Source organism: Shewanella sp. GXUN23E (assembly GCF_050865035.1).
In the GTDB taxonomy this organism is placed as follows: Bacteria; Pseudomonadota; Gammaproteobacteria; order Enterobacterales; family Shewanellaceae; genus Shewanella.
The window spans coordinates 251,579-273,829 of sequence record NZ_JBOZWP010000004.1 but is presented as its reverse complement, the minus strand read 5'-3'; the positions used below and the strand labels follow the sequence as shown (position 1 = coordinate 273,829).

Annotated in this window: 20 protein-coding genes and 1 tRNA gene; 10 read left to right on the top strand and 11 right to left on the bottom strand. The window is 51.9% G+C overall.

Features of this window, described 5'->3' with window-relative positions:
- The first annotated feature begins 50 nt into the window (after positions 1 to 50).
- The 3 genes from yedE to ACRRUX_RS06230 all read left to right on the top strand — a co-directional run bounded on the left by yedE (position 51) and on the right by ACRRUX_RS06230 (position 2,408).
- The gene (gene yedE, locus ACRRUX_RS06240) at positions 51 to 1,241 is read left to right on the top strand and encodes a selenium metabolism membrane protein YedE/FdhT (RefSeq protein ID WP_432528283.1); all 1,191 of its coding nucleotides are present in this window, start codon (positions 51 to 53) and stop codon (positions 1,239 to 1,241) included.
- A gap of 1 nt (position 1,242) precedes the next feature.
- The gene (gene yedF / locus ACRRUX_RS06235) at positions 1,243 to 1,497 is read left to right on the top strand and encodes a sulfurtransferase-like selenium metabolism protein YedF (protein WP_432528281.1); all 255 of its coding nucleotides are present in this window, start codon (positions 1,243 to 1,245) and stop codon (positions 1,495 to 1,497) included.
- 512 nt (positions 1,498 to 2,009) lie between these two features.
- Positions 2,010 to 2,408: a hypothetical protein gene (locus tag ACRRUX_RS06230; protein WP_432528326.1), complete on the top strand. Its 399-nt coding sequence runs from the start codon at positions 2,010 to 2,012 to the stop codon at positions 2,406 to 2,408.
- 130 nt (positions 2,409 to 2,538) lie between these two features.
- On the opposite strand, the gene ACRRUX_RS06225 is transcribed toward ACRRUX_RS06230, so the two are convergent.
- From ACRRUX_RS06225 to cutA, 5 genes are all read right to left on the bottom strand, one after another.
- Positions 2,539 to 3,696 (bottom strand): galactokinase, encoded by a 1,158-nt coding sequence (locus ACRRUX_RS06225; RefSeq protein ID WP_432528279.1) that lies wholly within the window; start codon positions 3,694 to 3,696, stop codon positions 2,539 to 2,541.
- Between the two features lie 131 nt (positions 3,697 to 3,827).
- Positions 3,828 to 4,751, bottom strand: a complete 924-nt coding sequence (locus ACRRUX_RS06220) for a TolB family protein (RefSeq protein ID WP_432528277.1) — start codon at positions 4,749 to 4,751, stop codon at positions 3,828 to 3,830.
- 51 nt (positions 4,752 to 4,802) lie between these two features.
- A complete protein-coding gene (locus ACRRUX_RS06215; RefSeq protein ID WP_432528275.1) occupies positions 4,803 to 6,425 on the bottom strand; it encodes a cation:proton antiporter in 1,623 nt (540 codons plus the stop codon).
- Positions 6,426 to 6,670: 245 nt separating this feature from the next.
- Positions 6,671 to 8,512 (bottom strand): protein-disulfide reductase DsbD, encoded by a 1,842-nt coding sequence (locus tag ACRRUX_RS06210; RefSeq protein WP_432528273.1) that lies wholly within the window; start codon positions 8,510 to 8,512, stop codon positions 6,671 to 6,673.
- Positions 8,509 to 8,838 (bottom strand): divalent-cation tolerance protein CutA, encoded by a 330-nt coding sequence (gene cutA / locus ACRRUX_RS06205; protein ID WP_432528271.1) that lies wholly within the window; start codon positions 8,836 to 8,838, stop codon positions 8,509 to 8,511. The genes ACRRUX_RS06210 and cutA overlap by 4 nt, the downstream gene beginning before the upstream one ends.
- A gap of 229 nt (positions 8,839 to 9,067) precedes the next feature.
- Between cutA and ACRRUX_RS06200 the strand changes: the two genes are divergently transcribed.
- Positions 9,068 to 9,628, top strand: coding sequence for an FxsA family protein (locus tag ACRRUX_RS06200; protein WP_432528269.1), 561 nt, complete (start codon positions 9,068 to 9,070; stop codon positions 9,626 to 9,628).
- A 104-nt stretch (positions 9,629 to 9,732) separates the two neighbouring features.
- Here ACRRUX_RS06200 and ACRRUX_RS06195 read toward each other — a convergent pair whose 3' ends face one another.
- The gene (locus ACRRUX_RS06195) at positions 9,733 to 11,541 is read right to left on the bottom strand and encodes a protein kinase domain-containing protein (RefSeq protein ID WP_432528267.1); all 1,809 of its coding nucleotides are present in this window, start codon (positions 11,539 to 11,541) and stop codon (positions 9,733 to 9,735) included.
- A 275-nt stretch (positions 11,542 to 11,816) separates the two neighbouring features.
- On the opposite strand from ACRRUX_RS06195, the gene ACRRUX_RS06190 reads away from it, so the two are divergent.
- On the top strand, positions 11,817 to 12,161 hold the full coding sequence (locus ACRRUX_RS06190; protein ID WP_432528265.1) for a hypothetical protein: 345 nt from the start codon (positions 11,817 to 11,819) through the stop codon (positions 12,159 to 12,161).
- A gap of 72 nt (positions 12,162 to 12,233) precedes the next feature.
- Positions 12,234 to 12,905 carry a thiopurine S-methyltransferase gene (locus tag ACRRUX_RS06185; RefSeq protein WP_432528263.1) on the top strand — a complete coding sequence of 224 codons (672 nt, stop codon included), beginning with the start codon at positions 12,234 to 12,236 and terminating at the stop codon, positions 12,903 to 12,905.
- A 98-nt stretch (positions 12,906 to 13,003) separates the two neighbouring features.
- Here the strand turns inward: ACRRUX_RS06185 and ACRRUX_RS06180 are convergent, their stop codons facing one another.
- On the bottom strand, positions 13,004 to 14,056 hold the full coding sequence (locus ACRRUX_RS06180) for a porin (protein WP_432528261.1): 1,053 nt from the start codon (positions 14,054 to 14,056) through the stop codon (positions 13,004 to 13,006).
- A gap of 546 nt (positions 14,057 to 14,602) precedes the next feature.
- Here ACRRUX_RS06180 and tcdA point away from each other — a divergent pair.
- Complete coding sequence (gene tcdA, locus ACRRUX_RS06175) at positions 14,603 to 15,409, top strand: tRNA cyclic N6-threonylcarbamoyladenosine(37) synthase TcdA (protein ID WP_432528324.1); 807 nt, start codon at positions 14,603 to 14,605, stop codon at positions 15,407 to 15,409.
- A gap of 133 nt (positions 15,410 to 15,542) precedes the next feature.
- Here the strand turns inward: tcdA and ACRRUX_RS06170 are convergent, their stop codons facing one another.
- Positions 15,543 to 17,081, bottom strand: a complete 1,539-nt coding sequence (locus ACRRUX_RS06170) for a sensor histidine kinase (protein ID WP_432528259.1) — start codon at positions 17,079 to 17,081, stop codon at positions 15,543 to 15,545.
- A 224-nt stretch (positions 17,082 to 17,305) separates the two neighbouring features.
- Here ACRRUX_RS06170 and ACRRUX_RS06165 point away from each other — a divergent pair, with 224 nt between their 5' ends.
- On the top strand, positions 17,306 to 17,917 hold the full coding sequence (locus tag ACRRUX_RS06165) for a superinfection exclusion B family protein (RefSeq protein ID WP_432528257.1): 612 nt from the start codon (positions 17,306 to 17,308) through the stop codon (positions 17,915 to 17,917).
- Between the two features lie 374 nt (positions 17,918 to 18,291).
- Here the strand turns inward: ACRRUX_RS06165 and ACRRUX_RS06160 are convergent, their stop codons facing one another.
- The gene (locus tag ACRRUX_RS06160) at positions 18,292 to 18,426 is read right to left on the bottom strand and encodes a DUF3149 domain-containing protein (RefSeq protein WP_432528255.1); all 135 of its coding nucleotides are present in this window, start codon (positions 18,424 to 18,426) and stop codon (positions 18,292 to 18,294) included.
- A 258-nt stretch (positions 18,427 to 18,684) separates the two neighbouring features.
- Between ACRRUX_RS06160 and ACRRUX_RS06155 the strand changes: the two genes are divergently transcribed.
- Together ACRRUX_RS06155 and ACRRUX_RS06150 are read left to right on the top strand one after the other, a co-directional pair.
- Positions 18,685 to 18,771 (top strand) — tRNA-Leu (locus ACRRUX_RS06155).
- Between the two features lie 400 nt (positions 18,772 to 19,171).
- Positions 19,172 to 19,645, top strand: a complete 474-nt coding sequence (locus ACRRUX_RS06150) for a DUF417 family protein (protein ID WP_432528253.1) — start codon at positions 19,172 to 19,174, stop codon at positions 19,643 to 19,645.
- Between the two features lie 139 nt (positions 19,646 to 19,784).
- Here ACRRUX_RS06150 and aes read toward each other — a convergent pair whose 3' ends face one another.
- Together aes and ACRRUX_RS06140 are read right to left on the bottom strand one after the other, a co-directional pair.
- Positions 19,785 to 20,750, bottom strand: a complete 966-nt coding sequence (gene aes / locus ACRRUX_RS06145) for an acetyl esterase (RefSeq protein WP_432528251.1) — start codon at positions 20,748 to 20,750, stop codon at positions 19,785 to 19,787.
- A gap of 354 nt (positions 20,751 to 21,104) precedes the next feature.
- Positions 21,105 to 22,202 (bottom strand): site-2 protease family protein, encoded by a 1,098-nt coding sequence (locus tag ACRRUX_RS06140; protein ID WP_432528249.1) that lies wholly within the window; start codon positions 22,200 to 22,202, stop codon positions 21,105 to 21,107.
- Positions 22,203 to 22,251: the final 49 nt, after the last annotated feature.

The window sequence follows — 22,251 nt, the reverse complement described above, 5'->3', positions numbered from 1 at the left end:
CTGTTCTGCGCCCGGCATCGTCGCTTGCATTTTCAATGGGGGAAAATGTCGTGAGTTGGCAAGCATTCAAGCAAGCCTATCTGGTCCGTTTTTGGTCACCTGTGCCTGCGGTTATCGCAGCCGGTGTTCTGTCGGCCATTTTTTTCGGTTTGACCGGTGGTCTGTGGGCCGTGACCGGTGAATTTACCCGCTGGGGCGGTCATCTGGCCCAGCTGTTTGGTGCCCATCCTGAAAACTGGACCTATTTCCAGATTATTGGGTTGAAGGGAACTCCGCTGGACAGAGCCGGTGGCATGATGCTGATCGGTATGTTCGGTGGTGCGCTGGCGGCAGCCTTGTGGGCCAACAATGTGAGTATTCGTCTGCCGCAGCATAAACGTCGTATCGCTCAGGCCGTGATTGGCGGTGCGCTGGCGGGCTTTGGTGCGCGTTTGGCCATGGGTTGTAACCTGGCGGCTTTTTTCACCGGGATCCCTCAGTTCTCGCTGCATGCCTGGATTTTTGCGCTGGCAACCGCGGTGGGCACTTATGTGGGCGCCAAGCTGACGCTGCTGCCCATGTTCCGGGTGCCGCTGAAGCTGACCAAGGGCGGTGCCAAGCGCAATATCGCTCAGGATGAAAACCAGGCCAGCAAGCGTTTCCGTCTGGGCATGGTGCTTTTCGGTCTGCTGGCGATTTGGGGCGTGGTGACCTTGCTGGACTCACCCAAACTGGGCATAGCACTGCTGTTTGGTATGGGCTTTGGCCTGTTGATTGAGCGCGCGCAAATCTGCTTTACCTCGGCGTTTCGCGATATGTGGATCACCGGTCGCACCCAGATGGCCATTGCGATTGTGCTGGGGATGGCGGTCAGCGCGCTGGCTACTTTCAGCTATATCGAACTGGGCATGGCACAAAAAGTGATGTGGGCTGGTCCCAATGTGGTGATTGGCGGTGTGCTGTTCGGTATCGGCATCGTACTGGCTGGCGGCTGTGAAACCGGCTGGATGTACCGTGCAATGGAAGGTCAGGTGCACTTCTGGTGGGTGGGCCTTGGCACCATTCTGGGTGCACTGGGACTGGCCGCCATGTGGGATATGGTGGCAACGCCATTGGCGACCAGCTGGCCAAAAGTGAATTTACTGGAAAGTTTGGGACCCTGGGGCGGACTGGGTATGACCTTCGCGCTGCTGGGTCTGTCGTTGTTGGCAATTTTGTGGTGGGAGAAGCGTTTCTTCGCCCGCCAGCGTCAGGAGAAATGAAATGGTTGAATCAGCAAATCAAGTTGTGGGTGAAGTGGATTTCCAACTGGAAGTGTGGGGCGAGCCTTGCCCCTATCCTGTGGTCGCCACCCTGGATGCGTTGAAAACAATGCAATCCGGTGAAACTCTGGAAGTCGTGACTGACTGCCTGCAGTCCATCAACAACATTCCCACCGATGCCAAACGTCATGGTCATGAAGTGCTGGAAGTGGAGCAGCAGGGCCCCAGGGTTCGCGTGGTTATCCGCAAGGCCTGATATCCAGCCAGAGATAAGCTGAAATTGTTGACGGGGATGTGATTTCACATCCCCGTTTTTTATGCCCGCCGACGTTAGACAAAATTCCCTCTGGACAGCCGATATTAAAGCTGGTACCAATAATGCCAGTTAGTCGGATCCCTTACTGTATCGGGCTTTCCGCTTGTTTCTTATGCATTTTGTTAAAGTTTGAAACTCGCGAGAAAAAAATTTGCCAGTCAAAAAATTTGGTCTACATTCCTAATGAAGGTGTAAACAAGTCTTCAAACGGGTGATTTTCAACGCGGTGATGACCGGAACTTATCGGTCATGGTGGGATCTGTGACGACGGAATGAGCTTTTCGCTTTCAATGAGCAATTTTTCATATCCGGGTCATTGATTCTTGAAAACTTTCTGTAAAAATACCGGGCTAATTGACCCCGGTTCCCAACGGGCATGAACGGCAGTCACGCAGTGCTGCCACGCAGATGAATTTTTGAGTTTATATGTTGATTTAAGGGTATTGGCATATATGTACAACACGGCGAAAAAACAGGTTTGGATTGGTGAACTGAGAACCTCCAGAGGCAACACAGTCGTTATCCATGACAACCAGTTACCTGATGCCTCTTCTGGCAGAATTTATCTCTACAACACCGACCGCAAAGCCATTGTGGAATACGTGGAAGAGATCGTACGACCCAATTTACATGAGCTGGATGAGGCCGCCATTAAAGCTGCAGAATCTGCGTTCAGTGCGGATTGGAAGCGGGTGAGAGCGGAGTTCCTGGGTAAACGTCCCAAGGTGGATGAACTTGGTGAAAATGCTCCGGCACCGAAAAAGGCTAAAGCTGAGGCCGAAGCCGACGATGACGATTTCGACGAAGATTTCGGCGACGATTGGTCTGACGACGACTTTGAAGACGATTAATCAGACGTCACCGCGGCTGGGTTGAAGAAGTTCAGTCGTCTGGCACCAGGCGACTGCATTGATATCAGCTTATTGGCCGGCGTCGGCAACAGTGCTACAGATACAGCGGCAACCACAGGGTTGCCGTTTTTTATGGGGAAATGGCACCGGCGGCGCAGGTCAACTCACACAGGTAGCTGTCGCACTGGCTGAAACGGGTTTGCAGTTGCAGCAGTACATCAGCCACTTCTGTTTTGGGGATGAGCGCGACTACCGTTTGATCTTCAGTCATTCTGGCGCCACCGCGGTGGGCCAGATATTGATGCAGAAAGTCACAGACTGCCAGCGCCTGATCGTTATCCGGATGCAGTGCCTGGACCAGAGAATGATGGGAATCGGTCAGCAGCGCACTGATGGTGTGGCAATCGCCCCGTCTTAGGGCCCCCACTAACTGGTGAGCGCGGTTGTTTTCCCCCAGCAGATGTTCCACCTCATCGAAGAAGCGGCTGCAGTTTTGCCGGTCTTCCCCGGCGAGTTGTGGCTGGCTGAGGCTGCGCAGCGAACTGACGCCAAAGTGCTCTGCAAATGCCCGGCAATTGGCGAGTCTGGCCTGACGCCTGGCTTCGGTTTTGGCTTCGACATTGCCCGGCTTGATCACTACCAGTGCCAGCGCATCTGGCATGGGGATAGGCTGACAGTCCATATCCAGACTGTCGATCATCATGGCGCAGTCTGCCATGGCAAGGGCACAATTCATTTGGCTGACAACGCCGCAGGTGTGTGACAGGTAGAGGTTTTCGCCGCGCTGTGCCAGCTGAGCGACGGCCATTGGCGTCAGTTGCTGATTGCAGCACAAACTCAGCGCGGTGCCGAAGCCTGTTTGCAGCGCAGCGGTGGAACCAAGACCGGTATCTTTGGGGATTGTGCTGACCACCGCCAGATCCAGTCCTGTCAGGATCAGTCCCGAGCGCACCAGCTCGCTGGTGATACCTTTCAGGTAATTCAGACTGTCGGCATCGGTCAGGGGCGGACCTTCGGCACCGGCATACCACTCATAGATCTGTCCGGGCTGGTGACCTTCACCTTTGACGGCTGAATGGTGGAAGATGGCTCTGAACTTTCCATCCTCACGGGGGGCAACGGCCAGTAAGGTATAGACATTGACCGCGCAGCAAATGGTCAGGCCGTCATAGCAGTCACTGTAGTCACCCAGTAAATTGACCCGTCCCGGCGCCCGAAACAGGCGTTTCGGCTCCTTGTTGAAAGTCTCTGAGAAGAGTTGACTGACAAATTCTTCCGCCCGGTTCATCCTGCCGTCGCTGCCATGCAATAAAGTGACTGAAACAAACTCACTATGCAGAAGTGAGATTCGTTACGTTTTTATAACATGTTAGCGTAAAAAGTGGTATCAGGCGTTTCTCACGGTAAAATATACCGTCTTTACTCGTCTGGCCTGGAAGAGCGTTGCCAGACAATCGCCAGCCAGCGGTCGTCCGGACTGATGGCCAGTCGGTTGGGGGCCTGATATCCGTCAGCCGGGGCATTCAAAGGCATAATCTGCTGCCATTGGCGTAAACCTGTCGGGATATCGGGGTTGTATTTGTATGCCATCAGCCCCTGGGCGGCGGTGTGAAATATCCAGCCATTGCTGCTCCAGCTGATATCTTCACTGCCCGGGGACAGTGCAATCACCTGACTCTGGCTACCGCTGTGCGGCTCAAAGCGAGTAACCCATAGTTGGCCGTCGTGGCGTTTATGAATAAAGCTGAAGGCCGGGGCGTTGGGGATGGCGTGCAGACTGCGGCCAACACCGGCGGCCACAAAGTGTCCCTCATCGGCCTGCTCGCCTGTGGGTTCAAAGTACAGGTTGTAGCCATATCTGGCCCACAGTAACGTGCCCAGTTGTGGATGGCTTGCATAGTAACCGGTGGGAATATAGCTGTTGATGGCGCGGCTTCTTGGCTGCTGCGCTTGTTGCTGCCAGACACTTTGATGCGGTATTCCCTGTTCAACCACATAGCGAATGCCGTCGGTCCCTGGCAGGGGCGTGGGAGAAAACTCCCCTTCATCCGGTGTCCGGGTCAGTTGGCTGACACGTTTGTCAGCCAGATCAATTTGATAGATATCTGTATAGCGACCACTGCGATCAGAGCTGAACAACAGGGCTTTGCTGTCGGCTGTAAATGCCGGCTGGGAATCATAACCTGGCCTGTCGGTCAACGGGATTGGCGTACCCACTTGCCATTGATTGTCGGCAAAACTCAACGGGTAGAGAAAAATATCCAATCCGTCTGCCTGAGCCACAGGGGCCAGCAGGCAAACAAACAGCGCGGGTATAGCCGGGCGAAGATGGAACGGGGCCATGGACGTATCCTTACGATGAATAAACGCCCATCACCCTAACGTAACTGAATGCTAAATAACAGTTTTGGCTTCTCTTTCCGCTTCTGCTTGCTGGCTGAAGAACAGCAGCTCTGAAGTGACATGTTCGACAAAACCGGCGCCGGCTGCTTCGTACAGGTTATATACACTGTGGGCACCGGCTTCTTTGAGCGATGGAATATCTTCGCTGTATTGCACGATAGCGCTGATCTTGCCGCTGTAACCTCGCTTACGCAGTTGTTCAACCGCAAACAGATTACCGCCATGATGCGGCATCGCCAGCAGCACCAGCTCCAGCCCGTCGGCATTGTCCAGCTTTTCCCAGAAATCGATATCGGCGGCATCGCCCTGTACCACACTGCGGCCATAGTTCAGGTGATGACTGACCAGTTCCCGTTTGTGTTCTATGCCCAGGATCTCATCACCAAACTTGGCTCGCAGTTCATCGTAGGCACCGGCGCCGATCCGCCCCATACCTATGATCATAAATCTGGGATTGCCGATAGCGATGGGGCGATCTTCCGGATGCAGCGGATAGCGCTCCATCTGGCGCAGGCGGGCATTAAACTTCTGATACAGGGCGCCCACGGCATTATTCAGTGGGGCGGCCAGCAGGAAACTGATGCTGAGGGCCACGGCTATAATGATGAGCCACTGGGGTGGCAGCCAGCCTTTGTGGGCGGCGACGGCAGCCACAATCAAGCCGAACTCACTGTAGTTACCCAGGCTGAAGGACGCCAGCATGGCGGTGCGGGAGCGCAGTTTAAACCGGGTCAGCAGGTAGAAGAACAGGGCAATTTTCAACGGGATGACGGCGACCAGAATACCGGCCAGCGCCACATCTTCCAGTGTCGGCAAACCATTGAGGCCAATGGTGAGGAAGAACGCGACCAGAAAGAGCTCTTTAAAGTAAAACAGTGACTTGGCCAGCTCAGAGGATTTAGGGTGACCTGCCAGCAAAATACCTATGATGAGCGCCCCCAGATCCGGCTTGAGGCCGACGGCTTCAAACAGCCAGGCACCGACCACCAGGGCCATCACCAGTCCGAACAACACCAGCAGTTCGCCGTGACCAACCCGATCGAAGGCTTTGTAAATCAATGGTTTTGCCAGTGGTAACAGCAGCAGCGCCAGCGCCCAGATGCTGGGTATATCGCCTTTGGAAATGGTGAGAAAGGCGACCGCAAAGATATCCTGCATAATCAGAATACCAATGGCGACCCGGCCGTACAGGGTTTGCATATCGCCTTTGTCTTCCAGCACTTTGACGGCAAATACCGTGCTGGAGAAGCCCAGAGCAAACGCCAGCAGACTCAGCTGCTCCCAGCCCAGGCCGGTTAATTGCGACAGTCCCAGAATGCCAAGCAATTTGAGCAGCGGCACAAAGAACAGCATCGATCCCATCAGGTGAATACCGGCACCGGCCCACACTTCGGCCTTGAACAGGCTGCGAAGATCCAGTTTCAGGCCAATGGCAAACAGCAGCAGGGTCACCCCGAGGTTGGCCAGCTGTTCAAGCAGTGGCAGGCTGGATTCTTCGATGCCGAACATAAAAAGCACAAAACCGGCAACCAGGTAGCCGATCAGCGGAGGCAGCCCCACCCGGCTGACCAACAGGCCGCAGGCGAGCGTAATGACGAGGATCGCAGGTTCCATAGCTGTCCTTCTGGGTAAATCAATGATGCGCGATGCTTTCCGGCCCCGGCACGGCCTTCATGGCCTTGCTGTCGGGATATTAGTAATCTCGGGATAAGCTTTTGTAAATGCGGATATTGTATAAGAAAACTCAAGCTTTGAGATTCAATTAATGGATTTTGTTTGCGAAATGTGAGAGGGAATGCGGTAGGGGCGGATGCCAGCGGAGAAAAAAGGGAGCGATATTCGCTCCCTTTTGCCTGTGATTATTTCACCAGCTTATCCAGATGCGCGGCAAAGTCATCCGGTCCCATAAAACCGGTTACCGTCAATGCCGGAATTTGTTCGCCCTGGGCATCAAACATCAGCAGGGTTGGCAGTCCCAGCACGTTGAAGTGTTCAAGCAGTGCCACATCGGTGGCATCAGTCTTGGTGACATCGGCCTTGAGCAGCACCATATCGGCGAAACGTTCCTGAACCAGCGGCGATTTGAAGGTGATGTTTTCAAATTCCTTACAGGCGACACACCAGTCGGCGTACAGATCCAGCATCACCGGCTTACCTGTCTCGCGGGCTTTGGCGAGCTGCGCATTCAAATCATCCAGCGATTTGATCTTGATGAATTCACTGTGTTGCCCCTGTTGCGTTGTCATACCGACCGGCTGAAAGCCCAGTGCGTGCATCACCGACTGGAAGCCGAAAGAGAAGCTGCCCAGCAGCATCAGGATCAGCAATACCGAGCGTACGGTTTGCTTCCAGTTGAACTCAGTCAGTTTGTTCTGGTGCATCAGGTAGCCGGTGAGGCAGATACCCCAGACAGACCAGAGTATGTCTGTTGTCAGGCCTGGCCAGATGCGGCTTATCATAACCACTGATACCGCCAGCAGCAGGAAGCCAAATACGGTTTTAATCACTTCCATCCACTGACCGGCGCGCGGCAGCAGTTTACCGCCAGAGGTACCCAGCAGCAGCAGCGGCAGGCCCATTCCCATCGACAGCACATACAGAGCCAGGAAGCCCAGCAACAAGTCGCCGCTCTGGGCGATATAGATCAGCACACCGGACAGCGGCGCAGTGGTACAGGGAGAAGCCACCAGACCTGAGATGACCCCCATGATGAACACACCGGTCAGATTGCCGCCTTTCTGATTGTTGGAGGCGTTGTTGAGCTTTTCCTGCCACCTGGATGGCAGCCGAATGTCATACAGACCAAACATCGACAGACTGAGCAGTGCAAACAGCAGTGCCAGGACAATCAACACCGCCGGGTGTTGCAGTGCTGCCTGATATTTCATACCGGCAGAAGCCACCACCAGACCGACAACTGAGTATGTGATCGCCATGCCCTGCACATAGGCCATAGACAGGGTAAAGGCTTTGGCGGTGGATAATTTCTGCTGTTGTCCGACTATGATGCCGGACAGGATCGGATACATGGGGAATACACAGGGGGTCAGAGCCAGACCCAGTCCCAGACCGAAGAAAATAAGCAGAGTCAGCGCCAGGTTGTCGCCGCTGAGCATCTGGCTCAGGCTGTCCTGCTCGCTGACTGCTTCTGGCTGAGATGTTGCAGCATTGACTGTATTGACCGCCTGCGCGGCAGCACGGATATCTTTGGCGGCTTCACTGATCACCACTTCACCGGCATTTTCGGTTACCGGCTGAATGGATTGAGTGCGGGTGGTCGGTGGATAGCAGAGTTTGCCTTCGGCACAGCCCATGAAGGTCACGGAGAAACTGGCATCGGCGCCGGCCTGTTTCAGGGCCGCCGGGATGTCCACATAGGTGTAATACACCTCCTGCTCGCCGAAGTATTCGTCATGATGCGGTTTGCCGGCAGGCAGCAGCACTTCACCGAGCTGCGCATTGTTGACGGAAAACTTCAGTTTGTCGCGGTACATGTAGTAACCGTCGGCAATCACAAAGTTCACCTTCAGCTGATTGCCCTCCTGTTTCAGATCAAACACAAAGGCTTGATCAACCGGCATCAGTTCAGGTTCTTTATTGCCCAGGAAGTCGAATTTTTTGTTGTCAAAAATACCTTCGCTGTGTGCCAGAGGGGACAGCAGGGTCAATGCGGTAAGGAATACGGCAAATAATCGTTTCATGATTGGCTGTTTTCTTTTATCCATTCCAAATAAGCGGGAAGTCCCCGGATGATGGGAACCGCAATAATCTGTGGTACCTCGTAGGGGTGCTGTGCCGTCAAAGCTTGTTCAAGCGCCTGATAGCAGGACGCCAGACATTTAATGTGCAGGCTGAACTCCTGATCCTCACAAACCTTATCCTGCCAGACATAACAGGAGGTGATGGGGCCTGATATCTGCACACAGGCGGCCAGTTGCCCGTCAACCACCATATTGGCCAGTTGTTTGGCCACCGCCAGTGAAGGGCAGGTAGTCATCACCAACAGGTAGTCACTGTCGTATTGCATCAGTCAGTCCTTAAGTCTCGCTTAAGATTAAAGCTGGTTTAAGCAAACCGGGTTAGTTTGGTTGGCCCAACTGTACGTGTTTTATCTGCATCTTGCATCAGTAGCAGGCAAAACAGTGAGTCAGTTCAATGGCCTGTGTCATCCGGCAGGAGAGTATATTGCCTGTGACTTGAAAGTAGACAGGTTAATCCCCATTTAGTTTTCATTGAAATGCAATTTTGAGGTCAGCATGTTCTTATTTTTGTTTTTGATTTTTGTGTTGGTTCCGGTGGTGGAACTGTCCGTGCTGATCCGTGTGGGCGAAGTACTGGGAACCTGGACCACCATAGGTTTGTGTTTGTTTACCGCGCTGGTCGGCGCGTCACTGGTACGTAGTCAGGGATTGAGCACCCTGATGCAGGCGCAGCAGAAGCTGGCCCGTGGTGAGTCTCCCGGGCAGGAAGTGATTGAAGGCATGATGCTGGCCATGGCCGGGATTATGCTGGTGATCCCGGGGTTTGTGACTGATTTTATCGGCTTGCTGTTGCTGACCCCTTTCACCCGGGGACCCATCGCCCGCTTTATTCTCAAACGAGCCCAGTTACGTATGGTTACGCCCGGGCAGTTCAATGGTATGCAGGGCGGCTTCGGGCCCGGAGCCTTCAATGGTCAAAGTCCGTTTGGCCGCGATCCCTTTGACCGTCACGACGGCAATACCTTCGAAGGGGATTTTGAGCGCAAGCAGGATGAAGACCGGGGATTGAAAGGTGAGTGGCAACCCGGGGACGAGCGTTCCCGCAAGGACGATTAATTCCCCATTCTGCGCGGCAGAAATAATGCTTCAGGCCCGGATGTTGTCCGGGCCGTTTTTATTCAGGCGGTCATAACCTGTGGCGGTTGTTTCAGAGGACTTGGCTATTGCTGCGGGTTTCTGGGGTCTTTGGGGTAGAATTTTTCCGGCAACGCTTCCAGATAATCAAATTTCCGGGTGTTTTTGTAGGGCAGTTTCATAAAACCTGACACGCCGTATCCCTGAATTTTTCCCACATGGTTGAGGATGCGATCCAGGCAGGCACGAAACGCCGCCTGACGTCTGGGGTTGAGCAATTTGAAGTAACTGTGGATCTTCATATGAGTCGGCAGCACTTCAAAGATAATGCAGCCGGTGTGGTGGATCTGATTGAGGGTGCCCAGCTCGGTCATGATTTCGGCCGGCAATTCCAGATTCTCATCCGGATCCCGGCCATCTTCAAAGTAAGAGTGCAGCCTGGATTTATCTTCCTGTAATGGCACATCATTGACTTCAAATGGCAGCTGTTGGTTTTCACCGGCAACAAAGGGCCTGGATTCATCTTCACGGGTAATGTGCAGGGTATCTCTGGCATTGAAGAAACAGGCCTTGAAAGTGCCCTGTTTATGGATGCCCCGGGCCAGGGTGATCATATTGCCCACCACTTTGGAGAAGGTCTGTTTCAGCGCCGGATCATAGAGCGCCAGATTGGAATCCACATACAGGGCCCGGTCCTGCCAGTGCAGTGCCAGTCCACCCATGATGGGGTAATGTCCCAGCCTGCCAAGCGCCGCCAGGAAGCCCTTTTCCGTGTCACCCATTCCAGCCATAAAGTTGCGGTAATACTTATCCAGCTGGAAGTCATCAATCCGGGTGATTGGTTCATCGGACTGGTGTTCCCGCAGAAAGGATTTGCGTGAGCTGTAGCTGACCGTATCTACCTCTTTGTTACGCTGCTGAGTCCAGACCGGGATTGGCGGCAGATACTCTGGTTGCTGCAATTGAGGTAACAGCAGTCGCTGGGGACGGCTCATGGCTTTAAGAAAGTAGTCACCGGCCTGATTGCGGACACTGGCATCCTGACTGAGCATGCCTTCCAGGATGCGGGCCAGTTCTCTGGGCAGTCCCAGACTGGTCGGTGGAATAATCTGACTGCCAAAGCGGCTGGGCAGGCCCGATGCCAGAGCATACAGAGTGCCGGCAACGCCTTGCTCGTCGAACCTGGGGCTGGACAGGCCGCCGCTCAGTTGCTCTTCACCGATAAAGTACACATCGCCCATGCGGGCGTTGGTATGCTGCTGATCGCCACTGAGCAGGTTCATCACATTGCCCGCTACCGGTTGATTGTGCTCATCGCGCTGCGCAAATACCGCTGAGCCCCAGTCAATCAGTGACAGGGTACCGCTGTCTTGGTCCCACATCAGATTGGAAGGTTTGATGTCGCCATGTACCAAAGGAGTACCCACTCTGAGATAAATGAGAATATCGGCCAATTGCCTGGCGATCTCCATGACTTCATCCGGTGTCAGTGGCCCCTGTTGCAGGCTCAGTTGTTCCAGATCCTGCCCCTGTGCCCTTTGCATCACCAGAATGCCCTGTCTGCCGACCATCTCAAATTTGATCAAGGGCGGAATATGCGGGTGATTGAGCAGGGAGATGATGTGGGCCTCATCTTCCAGTCTGGCCTGAATATGGCGGGGCAGGGTGATGCGGGAAAACTTGAATACGTGGGATTCACTCTGTTGATTGATGCCTGCGAAAACGAAGCCATAGGCACCTTTGCCGGCCAGTTCAATATCCTGATACCCCAGTTTGCTCAGTTGCTGTTTACACAAACGGATCCATGCCTTGTGCTTGCGGGCATCATCGGCTTTGAGCAAATAAATGGATTGTTCTTCGGCAATATAGAACTGTTGCAATGCGGGGGTGGGCAATTGAGTCTCCTTGTGCTGCAGGAGTCGCAGTTTTCATCACAGACTGCCCGCCGCTAAATCCATTAAAATAGCCGTTATTCCGGGGATCCATTTAAACAGGTATGGCCCCTTGGGTTCAAATTGCAATTGCGGCCCTGCTTAACCCGCTTGCTCAAGTTTGCAGCAGATTCGGCAGGCATTTTGACGTAAGTCATGTTTTCCAGTCGCATCAGTGGGTTATCTTGCATTTGTAAGCTGATTGAGTTAGAGCGCCAGTGTCGCGGACAGGAGGGCCTATGTCAGCCCAGTTGAAAACACAACTGATAGAGTTATATGAATTTGCCAGAAAACGCATCATCCAGTCCATGGAGTTGCGCCATTGCCCACACGCCGGGTTTTATAACCCAACGGATGAACAGTGTCTGTTCTGTCATCAGGGCATGGAATGTGTGTGGATGAACCATAACGATGAGTTGGTTTCGCTGGAGGAAAAGTCTGTTGAAGAACTGCGCCAGCAAGTGCTGATTGCTGAGGACTTTATTCGCTCCAGCCTGACGCCTTATCATCTCAGCCGTCGCAAGTGTCAGTGTGAAAACTGTCTGTGGCTGCGTAAAGCGCAGGATGTGTTACGGGGCGAATGATTTTCCCGCCATATTTTTCCCCTGACAAATTCGGTAAAGTAGCGTCCATCAACAGCAATTTCGGAAATACTGATGGACGCAGCATTCTGGCACAGCAAGTGGCAATCCCAACAAATCGGCTTTCATCTGGACGCAGTTAACCCCCTGTTGACTGAGTTCTGGTCTTCCCTTCAATTATCGCCTGATGCTGAGGTCTTTGTGCCTCTGTGCGGTAAGTCTCTGGACATGACCTTTCTGGCGGAGCAGGGCCATCGGGTGATGGGGTGTGAGCTCAGTGAGCTGGCGGTGCGTCAGTTTTTTGAAGAGCAGGGGCTGGATGCCAGTCTGGAAATAGCAGGCATGCATCAAAAGTTCAGTTTTGAGGAGATCACTGTTTATCAGGGAGATTTTTTCGCACTGCAACCTGAGCAGACAACACCCTGTGATGGTTTTTATGATCGCGCCGCATTAATCGCCTGGCCGGAGGAGATGCGGGACAGTTATGCAAGGAAGCTGGCACAGTTGTTGAAACCGGGAGCAATAGGCTTGCTTGTGACGCTGGATTATCCGCAGGAAACGTTGCAGGGGCCTCCATTTGCGGTCAGCGAAGGCTGGATTGACCAGCACCTGGCACCTTATTTTGATATCGAACAACTCTGTTGTCGGGATGTGCTGGCAGACAATCCTCGCTTTGTAAAAAAACAGGTGCCCTGGCTCAATGAGGCGGTTTACCGTCTGGTGCGTAATACTCAGGATATTGACTGATGTACCACATCCGTCCTTGGTTATCCGTTATTTCTAGTGGATAATCCACAGCAAAAAGGCGCCGTTAGGCGCCTTTTAAGTATCTGAACTTATTCAGATTAGAAATCGAAACGCACACCCACGGTGAATACGTTGTCGTCTTTCAGATCCAGCTTGGCGCCAGCCAGCTTGTAGTCACCTTTGTACATAGAATAGTGACCGTACAGCAGGGTAGACTTGGCGATGCGGTAGTCAGCACCCACGGTGATGTTTTCAACGTTGATGTCGCTGAACTGAGTCGCAACAGTGCTGTTAGCCTTGGCCAGTTCATCACCCAGACCGGAAGCGTTCTGGAAGTATTTACCCAGACCTGATTCATCCATGCCGTACTCAGCCTTCAGGTTCACACCATTCAGGTTGTAGGCCAGGTTTACGATGTAAGAGTTACCTTCGATGTTGCTGTAGGTGTTGTTTTCAGAGTTCTGGAACAGACCACCGATCTTGAAGTCAGCCAGTTTAACCTGACCCAGTACGCGGTATGCCTGTACGTCAGCAATACCGTCCATGTAAGCTGCTGCTACATAGAAGTTGTGGGCTTTCAGCTTGCTGTCACCCAGAGTCGCGCTCAGTGCGTACTGTTGGTCTTGAGTGTCCTTCTGATTGTCTTTCAGCAGGTAAGTGGCGTTCAGGGTTACCAGATCTGCAATCTTTGGAGAGTAGTACCATACGCCATCAGCAACACGTTCCTGACCAATGATCAGACGGTCAATATCAGCGTTGGTGTTACCGAACAGGTCAAAGCCACCTTCAGACTGCTTGAATACGTGGTCGTTACGACCTACCAGTGCAGTACCGAAGTTGGTTTTCAGACCCAGGAAAGTGTTACGTGCGGTGAAGGTTTTACCGGAAGTGGTAGTGTTATCAACACCAAATTCCATCTGGTAAATCACATCGAAGCCTTCAGCGATCTTTTCGCTGCCCTTCACGCCCAGATGGGAGAAGTTGTTTTCAAAGATGGTACCGTCTTTACCGTTCTGAGTGGTGTAACCCTGGTCAGAGTTGGTTACAGCCAGATCCAGGCGACCGTAGAAATCTGGGCCGGCAGCCATTGCAGAGGCAGAAGCCATAGCCAGTACAGAGGCGATGGACGCAGAAATAAAACTCTTCTTCATTCGTATTGCTCCCTAAAACTTCCGTTTGGGTTGTTTTGATTCAGGTCTCGTCGTAGTACAGACTTCCAGTCTGTTACAACTTCGGAGCCAATTTTTGCAGGTTTAGCCGCATAAAATTGTGCCATTGGTCATACTTTTGGGGATTTTTACGTGGGTATATAAGCACTTGCAGAATATGCTGAGTGTTGTTTTTATGTTGCAATTGTTGTGGCGCGGAATTTTATTAATTTCATTAAAATCAGTGTGTTAATTTTTATTTTGTAAATGCTGGTTAATGTTTTAGCCGGAATCTTTCCGATACTTCAGCAAAAGGTGAACTAGTTGGGTGTGCTGACTGCTGGTTTTTTGTTCGTCAATGTGAGTTAGTGTGACCTGGTGTCACTTTCTGCCGAATCGCTTTTGTGATCTATGTTGTTGGTTTTGCCTGTGTCGCGCTAACTTGATATGGGGAGGGGCAGTGGCGTGATGCTTCCTTAGCCGGCATTTTGGGGTAAAATATGCGGCTTTCCTATTGTCACGATCCTGGGGGCTTGGTCGCCGAGTATGTTGTCTGAAGCTTATTTAAATCGATTTGGGGGCATTGGCCGCCTGTATGGGACTAAAGGACTGGCGAGATTTCATGGTGCTCATGTGGCTGTGGTCGGGATTGGCGGCGTCGGGACCTGGGTGGCTGAAGCACTTGCCCGCAGTGGTGTCGGCAGAATTACCCTGATCGACCTGGATGATATCTGTGTGACCAATACCAATCGGCAGAGCCACGCGCTGACAGATACTATTGGCCAGTCGAAGGTGGAAGTGATGGCCGCCCGTATCCAGGCGATTAACCCTGAATGCCGGGTAGAGCTGATTGAAGACTTCATTACCACGGATAACCTGGGTGACTATTTTGTTCCGCCAAAGTTGGGAGGCGATCTGGACTATGTGGTCGACTGTATTGACGCCGTAAAGCCCAAAGCGGCACTGATTGCCTGGTGCAAGCGCCACAAAATCCGCATCGTAACTGTGGGGGGCGCCGGTGGGCAGCTTGACCCGACTCAGATACAGGTGGCAGATCTGGCCAGAACCTATCAGGATCCATTACTTGCCAAGGTGCGTAATCTGCTGCGCCGGGAATACAATTTCTCTAAAAATGTGGATCGTCGTTTTGGCATTGATGCGGTATTTTCCACCGAGCAATTGACCTATCCCGCCAGTGATGGTCAGGTATGCGCGGCCAAACCTGAGGCCGGTGGAACGATGCGGATGGATTGTGCATCCGGATTCGGGGCCGTCACTGTGGTGACCGGTACTTTCGGTTTTACGGCGGTCAGCCGGGTTTTGAAGAAACTTGCCGAGCAGGCAAACGCACAGTAATTTCGGCCGCAACGACCTCTGTTACCGTTATTTCTGTTGCTGTTGTCTTTGATGTTGTTCGCTTGCATGAAAGTGCGCATTGAGCCTGAATCAAAAGCGGTGTTCCTGTGAACTCCGCTTTTTTTGTGGTCATTCAACACTGATAGAGTTCAATGTCGCCAATAAAGCGATACTGAACGGGGAATTGCACAACAAATCCGGCGCCCCCCAGCTGGGTATGTTTATTGAACCAGATAGTGCCCTGCAGCTGGGTGGTGGCATTGTACGCAGCGGCTAACCCAAGTCCGGTCGCCCCCTTATTGCGGCTGGTGGTGTAGAACGGCTCGAACATGTGTTCGGCGACATCACTGCTGATCCCCGGTCCATTGTCTTCCACTGTAATTTTCAGTTGCTCATCTTCAATATCTGCGCTGACCAGCAAACGGTTGCCCTTTTCCTGAGTAAAGCCATGGCAGAAGGCATTGGTCAGCAGATTGCCTATGATTTGTGTCAGCAGGCTGTGATTACAGACAATCTCCAGGTTGGGTGCGATATCCAGCTCAATCTGTGCTTCTTTGGGCTTGTACATCAATCGGGTCGAATCATAGAGATCTTCGACAATATTGAGCAGGTTCAGATCCTGTGGTTTGTCCTGAGGTTGCGCTACTGCCACGGTTTTGAATTTCTGTACCAATTGACTGGCTTTGATAATGTTGCCAGTGGCCAACTCGCAGCTTTGCTGGGTATCGGCGATGATGCTGTTGATTTCATCCAGCGTGGGCTCATCACCGTTAATGAGTTGATGTAACTGCTGTAATTCATTTTTCACCATGGTTGATGCTGTCAGGCAAACGCCGATAGGGGTATTCAGCTCATGGGCCAGGCCTGAAACCAGTCCACCAAGGGCGGCCATCTTTTCCTGCTCGACCATCAGCTCCTGAGCCCGGTTGAGCAACAACATGGATTGTTCCAGCTCTTTGGAGTGCTCTTTGTCTTTGAGTGACAAACTGGCCTGATACTTCTGCTCTCTGGCCTGCAAAGCATCGCGTTCGGTCTGTACCTGAGTCAGTGATTGCTGCAGTGATGCTATCTGGGCGGAGAGGGCATCAGTCTGCCGCTGGGTTGCGGAACGTTCCTGCCGGTTTTGCTCCGCCGCACTCGATTGCATTGCCATCTTTCGCCAGAACAGCAGTAGCCCAACGGCGGCAGCCATCATGATGAGCAGTGTATTGAATGTCAGCTGACGCCAGAACGCCTGCCACAATTGATGGCGTATCTCCCGGGTACTGGGCTGGATTTGCAACATGGCAGTGGGCAATGTCTTTGAATCGCCAAGGCTGAGTGACAACACAGGGTTTGAGCTGGGTTCGCCATATTGCCAGCTCAGGTTGTTGCCCAGAGTGAGGGAAGCATGCTGCAGTTGCTCGCTGCGGGCCAACTCCTCCAGCCATTTGTTGATATGGTCGGGCAGCAGGTTGACTTCACCCGCTGATAGTTTGTCAAACAGCATAGGCAGGCGTTGCATTACTGCTCTTTCAATGCGGGCATTTTGTGCTGCCGTCAAATCGGCATGCTGTTGGCCTGTCTGTAACAGGGTGATCAACAGCGTCAACAAAACCACTACCAGCAGAACCGACTGATACAGTCGTCTGGCATCCGGTTGTCGCAGCAGTTGTTCAAAGATATTCAACATAGCGCCCTGCACCCTTGACCCTAATATTTAAAGCATAGTAGGCAAAGGTGCTTTTCACTGAAAAGGATGGAGAAAAGGGGCCAAAGGGAGCTGTGTGCCGGAACGATGACGGCACCGGGTAAAATACACAATCCCTGAGGCACTGCTCTAAAAATTTGGTGCGGAATTTGCAGAAATCTTAGCCGGAGTTGTTTTGTTCAATTTTCTGACAGTTGGATGCCTGTATGTTGAAGACAAATTTCTCAGAATTGCCGGCCGTAAATGCACGAAAGCTGACGATGAGCCTGATGATCTGGCTGGTGGTGTGTTGTGTGACGCTGCTGTTTTTGCCTCAGAAGACTCTGATGCTTATAGGTTTGCAGGGATTTGTGGCTGCCAATAATCATTTTATCGGATTGGGAATGATCATAGGTGTTGCCTATTTTGCTTCCCGCTTGCTGGGCATACTGCTGGATGAAGGGATCCGCTATCTGAGTGACAAACGCCTGATTGAAAACATCGAGCATAAAATCAACTTGCTGGATTTGTCTGAGCGGGCATTGCTGCGGGAGTTTTTTTTACAGGGTGCCACCATTTTGACTTTGCCACAGAATGAAACGCCGGTAAAAAGCTTGCTTAACTCAGGTATTCTGGAATGTCTTGGTAATGAAAAGCACTACGCAATTCATGGTCCTACTGCGGATTACAAGATATCAATGAAGGCGCGGGTATATCTCAATCGTCAGATATTGAGATTACCACTGGGCCAGCCGACGGCTGAAGAAATGCAGGCGCTGCTCAAAACCAGACCTTCGTTCATCAATAACCTGGCTCAAACCCGTAAGCATGCAGCCTGACAGGGAATTGTTGACGTCGGATTATCAATGAAGCTGATGTCAATTATTGGCAAACAAGCATATTGACAGGCGTGTTGCGCAGGAGCTCCTGCGGACAAGGGAGCTTATGCTGGGCCCCAGTTGGTGTTGCCTGGTAAATTCTTCATGTCCGCTACGTTAACCCAGCGACCTGTTGCCTGTGGTCAGGATGGTTTTTGGCATCCTGACTGGGTCCTGGGTAACCGGTTTTTGCTTTTGTAAGATGGCACCAACAAGCAGACACATCACTTCAGTGCTGACGCTCTTCGCCACTTATCATCGACTCCCGTCTCTGCCACTTCTTACTGCCGGCATCTGGCGCTTCATCGGTTTATCTGTCAGTTGCTGAGTTTGACTCATGCATCCGGAGAGGATGACTTACTGATAAAAAGCCAGCTGATATAGGAAATAATTCCAATGGTGCTGAAGATAACAATCATCGACATCAGTCCAATGGGATTACCAAACATTAAATCCAACCAAAAGGCCATATCCAACTCCTTGTTTCTATCAACTTGATTTCAGCCTATTACGGTTGTTAAAAGATGTTAATGATCATGATCAACTAATTGCTTGAATTGTTTTTAAGCTTGTGGTGAATGACCTTGGTCATAGTTGCAGGCTGAAAAGTGTGCGATCGACAGGGCTGGCTGATGAAATAGGGAATGCGGGGCTTGTCAAAGGTAAAACCACAGGTATAATGCCCAGCATCTTCTGAGGAAATGCCTTTGAAGATATTAAAATTTGATGCCAGAGTGGTGAAATTGGTAGACACAGGGGATTCAAAATCCCCCGCCCTTAAAAGCGTGTCGGTTCGAGTCCGACCTCTGGTACCATCTCCTTGATTAAGGAGAATAAGAACCGACCTTTGAGTCGGTTTTTTTGTGTCTGAAATTCAGTGAAAACACTGACAATAAAGGGCTGCTGATAACTGCAGATGCCCGTCGATAACGGCTTGCTCTCTGGAAGCTTGCTGTGTCTGAAATAAGCCAGCTGGCGTAAACAGCTTGAGATGCCTGCTGAGCCTGTCACTTACGCAATCACCGCTCCCTTTCGTTTTCTCTCTCTAAGCGTTGCACGCAAAAGCTGCGGTGCCGGTTGTTACTGACCTTAAGTCGTCGCCTCGACCTATCAGCATAACAAGGAATTATTGTCGGATTTGCTGAATGGGATTGGACAACTGGACGGTCAATTTAAGCAACACTCACAGGGAGTGGTATATCAAGGAGTTGTACCATGAGCAAAACGATTGGCCGGGGATATATTCTCGCCGTTATCAGTGTCTCCGTCCTGCTTATTTGGCTGGGAATCTATAAATTTACGCCAACCGAGGCAGGCCTGATTGAACCTCTGATCCGGAACCATCCATTGATGGCGTGGATTTACAATCTGCTTTCGGTGCAACAGGTTTCCAATGTGATTGGAACGATTGAGATAGTGGTGGGGCTTGGCCTGTTGCTGGGATTGAGACATTCTTTGACAGGTCTGGCGTCAGGCGTTGCGGCGAGCGCTATCTTTTTGGTAACTATCAGTTTTATGGCGACAACACCTGACACCTGGAAATTTTCCGATGGTGTATTGATCACCAATTTCTTTCTGTTGAAAGATGCACTGTTTCTGGCGGTGTCAGTGATGGTGATTGAAACCAACAAGAGTGCGCTTGCCTGCGGTATATCGGATAAGGTCAGGATTTGGGCAAAAAGCGCCTGAGACAGCCGGCCTGAATCATCGCCCTGCCGGCATCGGCGGTATTCGTGTAAACCGGTACTCCGGGAGCGGTTTTTCAGGCTCCCGGTGAATTACCCCAGTCGGTTTGAGCAATGGTTTACGGGTAATGCCCAGCCGGTACTTACGCTCGCTCCAGCTGATGAAGGAAGTACTTTGCCCCATCAGCAATCGCTTTATGGGCGATGGGCATAATTCTGGAGCAATGCAGAAATGCGTGCAGCGTGCCTTCATAAACCTGATATTGGCTTGGAAGATTGTTGGCCTGCAGCATGCTGTGCAGGGTTTTACTGTCATCAAGCAGTGGATCAAATTCGCTGCCTGCGATAAAACAGGCTGGCATATGACTGCTCAGGTCATTGTTAAATAAGCAATAGTATGGAGATTCAGCTGCGTCCTGAGCGGCCAGGTACATTTGTTCGTAGTAGTTGAGATCTTCCCGGGTCAGCCCATCCCAACAACCACCATAGAGGCGTCTGCTGCGGGAGTCCTGCAGCCCATATAAGCCGTAGTAGAGCAGCAGCGCCTTGATGAAGCTGACATCCATTTGCTTGTCTCTTTGCCAGAGAAAGCTCGCAAGGCACAGGTGCGCTCCTGCGGAATCCCCTGCATAGGCCATTTGCTGTGGATCCAGACCATAGTCACTGGCATGTTGCCGGAAGTAACGGGTTACGCAGACACATTCCTCGATGGCCTGTGGAAATTTAGCTTCAGGTGACAGGCTGTAATCAATGCCAATGACGACACATCCTGACTCGGCGGCCATGAGCCGCATAATTCTGTCATGGGTATCAAGGTTGCCGACAATAAAGCCTCCGCCGTGAATATAGAAAATACCGGGTAACGGCTTGTCACTGCTGGGATAGTGAATGCGGGTTTGAATGGTCTGGTCACCAAATGGCACAGATACATTCAAGGTGCGTTGCATTTGCGGACCGCCCTGATTCCAGAACTGTCTGTCCAGATTGTAGTTTGCGCGCATCCGGCGGAGGGGATCTGACTCATCAGTTTGAGTTGTGGCAGGCGGATTGGCATTCAATGCTTCACGCATCTCATCGGAGATACGGCTTAACACATCAATTTTGTTCATTTTTTCGATGTAAATTTGTCGGGATGTTTCGATGCTACCCCCTTGTATTGGGAAAAGATGTGAGCTTGGCAGAGAGTTGGGGACGGGGTGAGTGACGCCAATGCCAGTTTTGCGATACGTCTTCAGGCAGGCTCGAATAGAGAAGACTGTTTACGCTGAACCCCATGAATGGTGAAGAGGGATGTATATGTTGCTGATATTCGGCTGATGCCGCTGCCCGCTGTGTTCTGAAAAGAAATTTGTTTGTTGCCTGGAATTTCCCGGGGTATTGCTGTGAATGTCGAACTGCGACTATAGAGGCGCGGGGCTATTCCGGTCGGAAAAAGGGAGAGCCTTGGCTCTCCCTTTAACGTATTAACTTTGCAGAATTTTCAGCGGTAACCCAAGCAGGTCGTCGCCGATACCGGCAAAGTACCAGATGACGCCAACCAGTGCGCAGACCGTCAGCAGATACCAGACAGTACTGAATATCTGGCCATATCTGTCCAGTGGCAGCAGGTGGGATTGATGACGGCTGCGCCATTCAAAAATGATCTCAAGACTGCCGATTAGCAGCAGGAATCCCAGCAATGCCAGTCCAAAGGTATAGCTGACATAGACGCCTATGGCTGCGCCACCAACGCAGGTCAGCAGACCGGTGAGGCTGTTCATGGAGAAGCTGATACTCTTGAGAATATGGCCGCCGTCCAGTGGCAAAATAGGCAATAGATTAAACAGGTTCAACAGGGCGTTGAACGTGGCCAGACCGGCAAAAAAGATCTCGCCGGTCAGCCAGTACAGCAGTACGCAAAAGAGTGACATCAGCAGACCGAATGTTGGCCCCATAATGGAGATCACCACATCCTGCCAGCGGGTGTTTATCTTTTCGTCAGACAATGCCAGGCCTCCCATAAAAGGGATCAGGTAAATGCCTTTGGTCTTCATGCCAAAATATTTCATTGCCCGGATGTGGCCATACTCATGGAACATCAGACAGGCAATCAGCGCCAGCGCAAACTGAAATGAGAACAGCCAGGAATAAGCAGCAATGCTGGCACCGGCCAGCACCACTTTAATTACCTTGGCGCTTTTAAGTAATTTGAATCCCAGTGATGCCAGCCCCACCAGACTGAACTTTTGCGGGACAGCTGGCGCGACCTGAGGTGTCTGACGCTCAATATCTTTGGTTGTGCGCTGACCACTGCTCTGGGGGGCGCCGTCGACGCTTATCCGGTAGTCCAGTACAAAGGGTTGCCATTGCAGGTGGATATCCAGGGTGATCAGAATTTCCTGAGCTTCACCGTTGGCATTCTGGCCCGTCAGGGTAAAACTGTGCTGACTGTGACCATCGCTGTTACCGGTCGCATTTTGCTGTGACACCAGTGTGTTGTTCCAGAAGACTTGTTGCCAGCCTGCCATTGACCCTTCAAGCCTGAGAGGGCGTCCAAGACAATCGATATTCAGCAGTTCCAAATGTGTTTATCCCTAATATCTTAATGTTGCTGGCGGGGATGATAACATG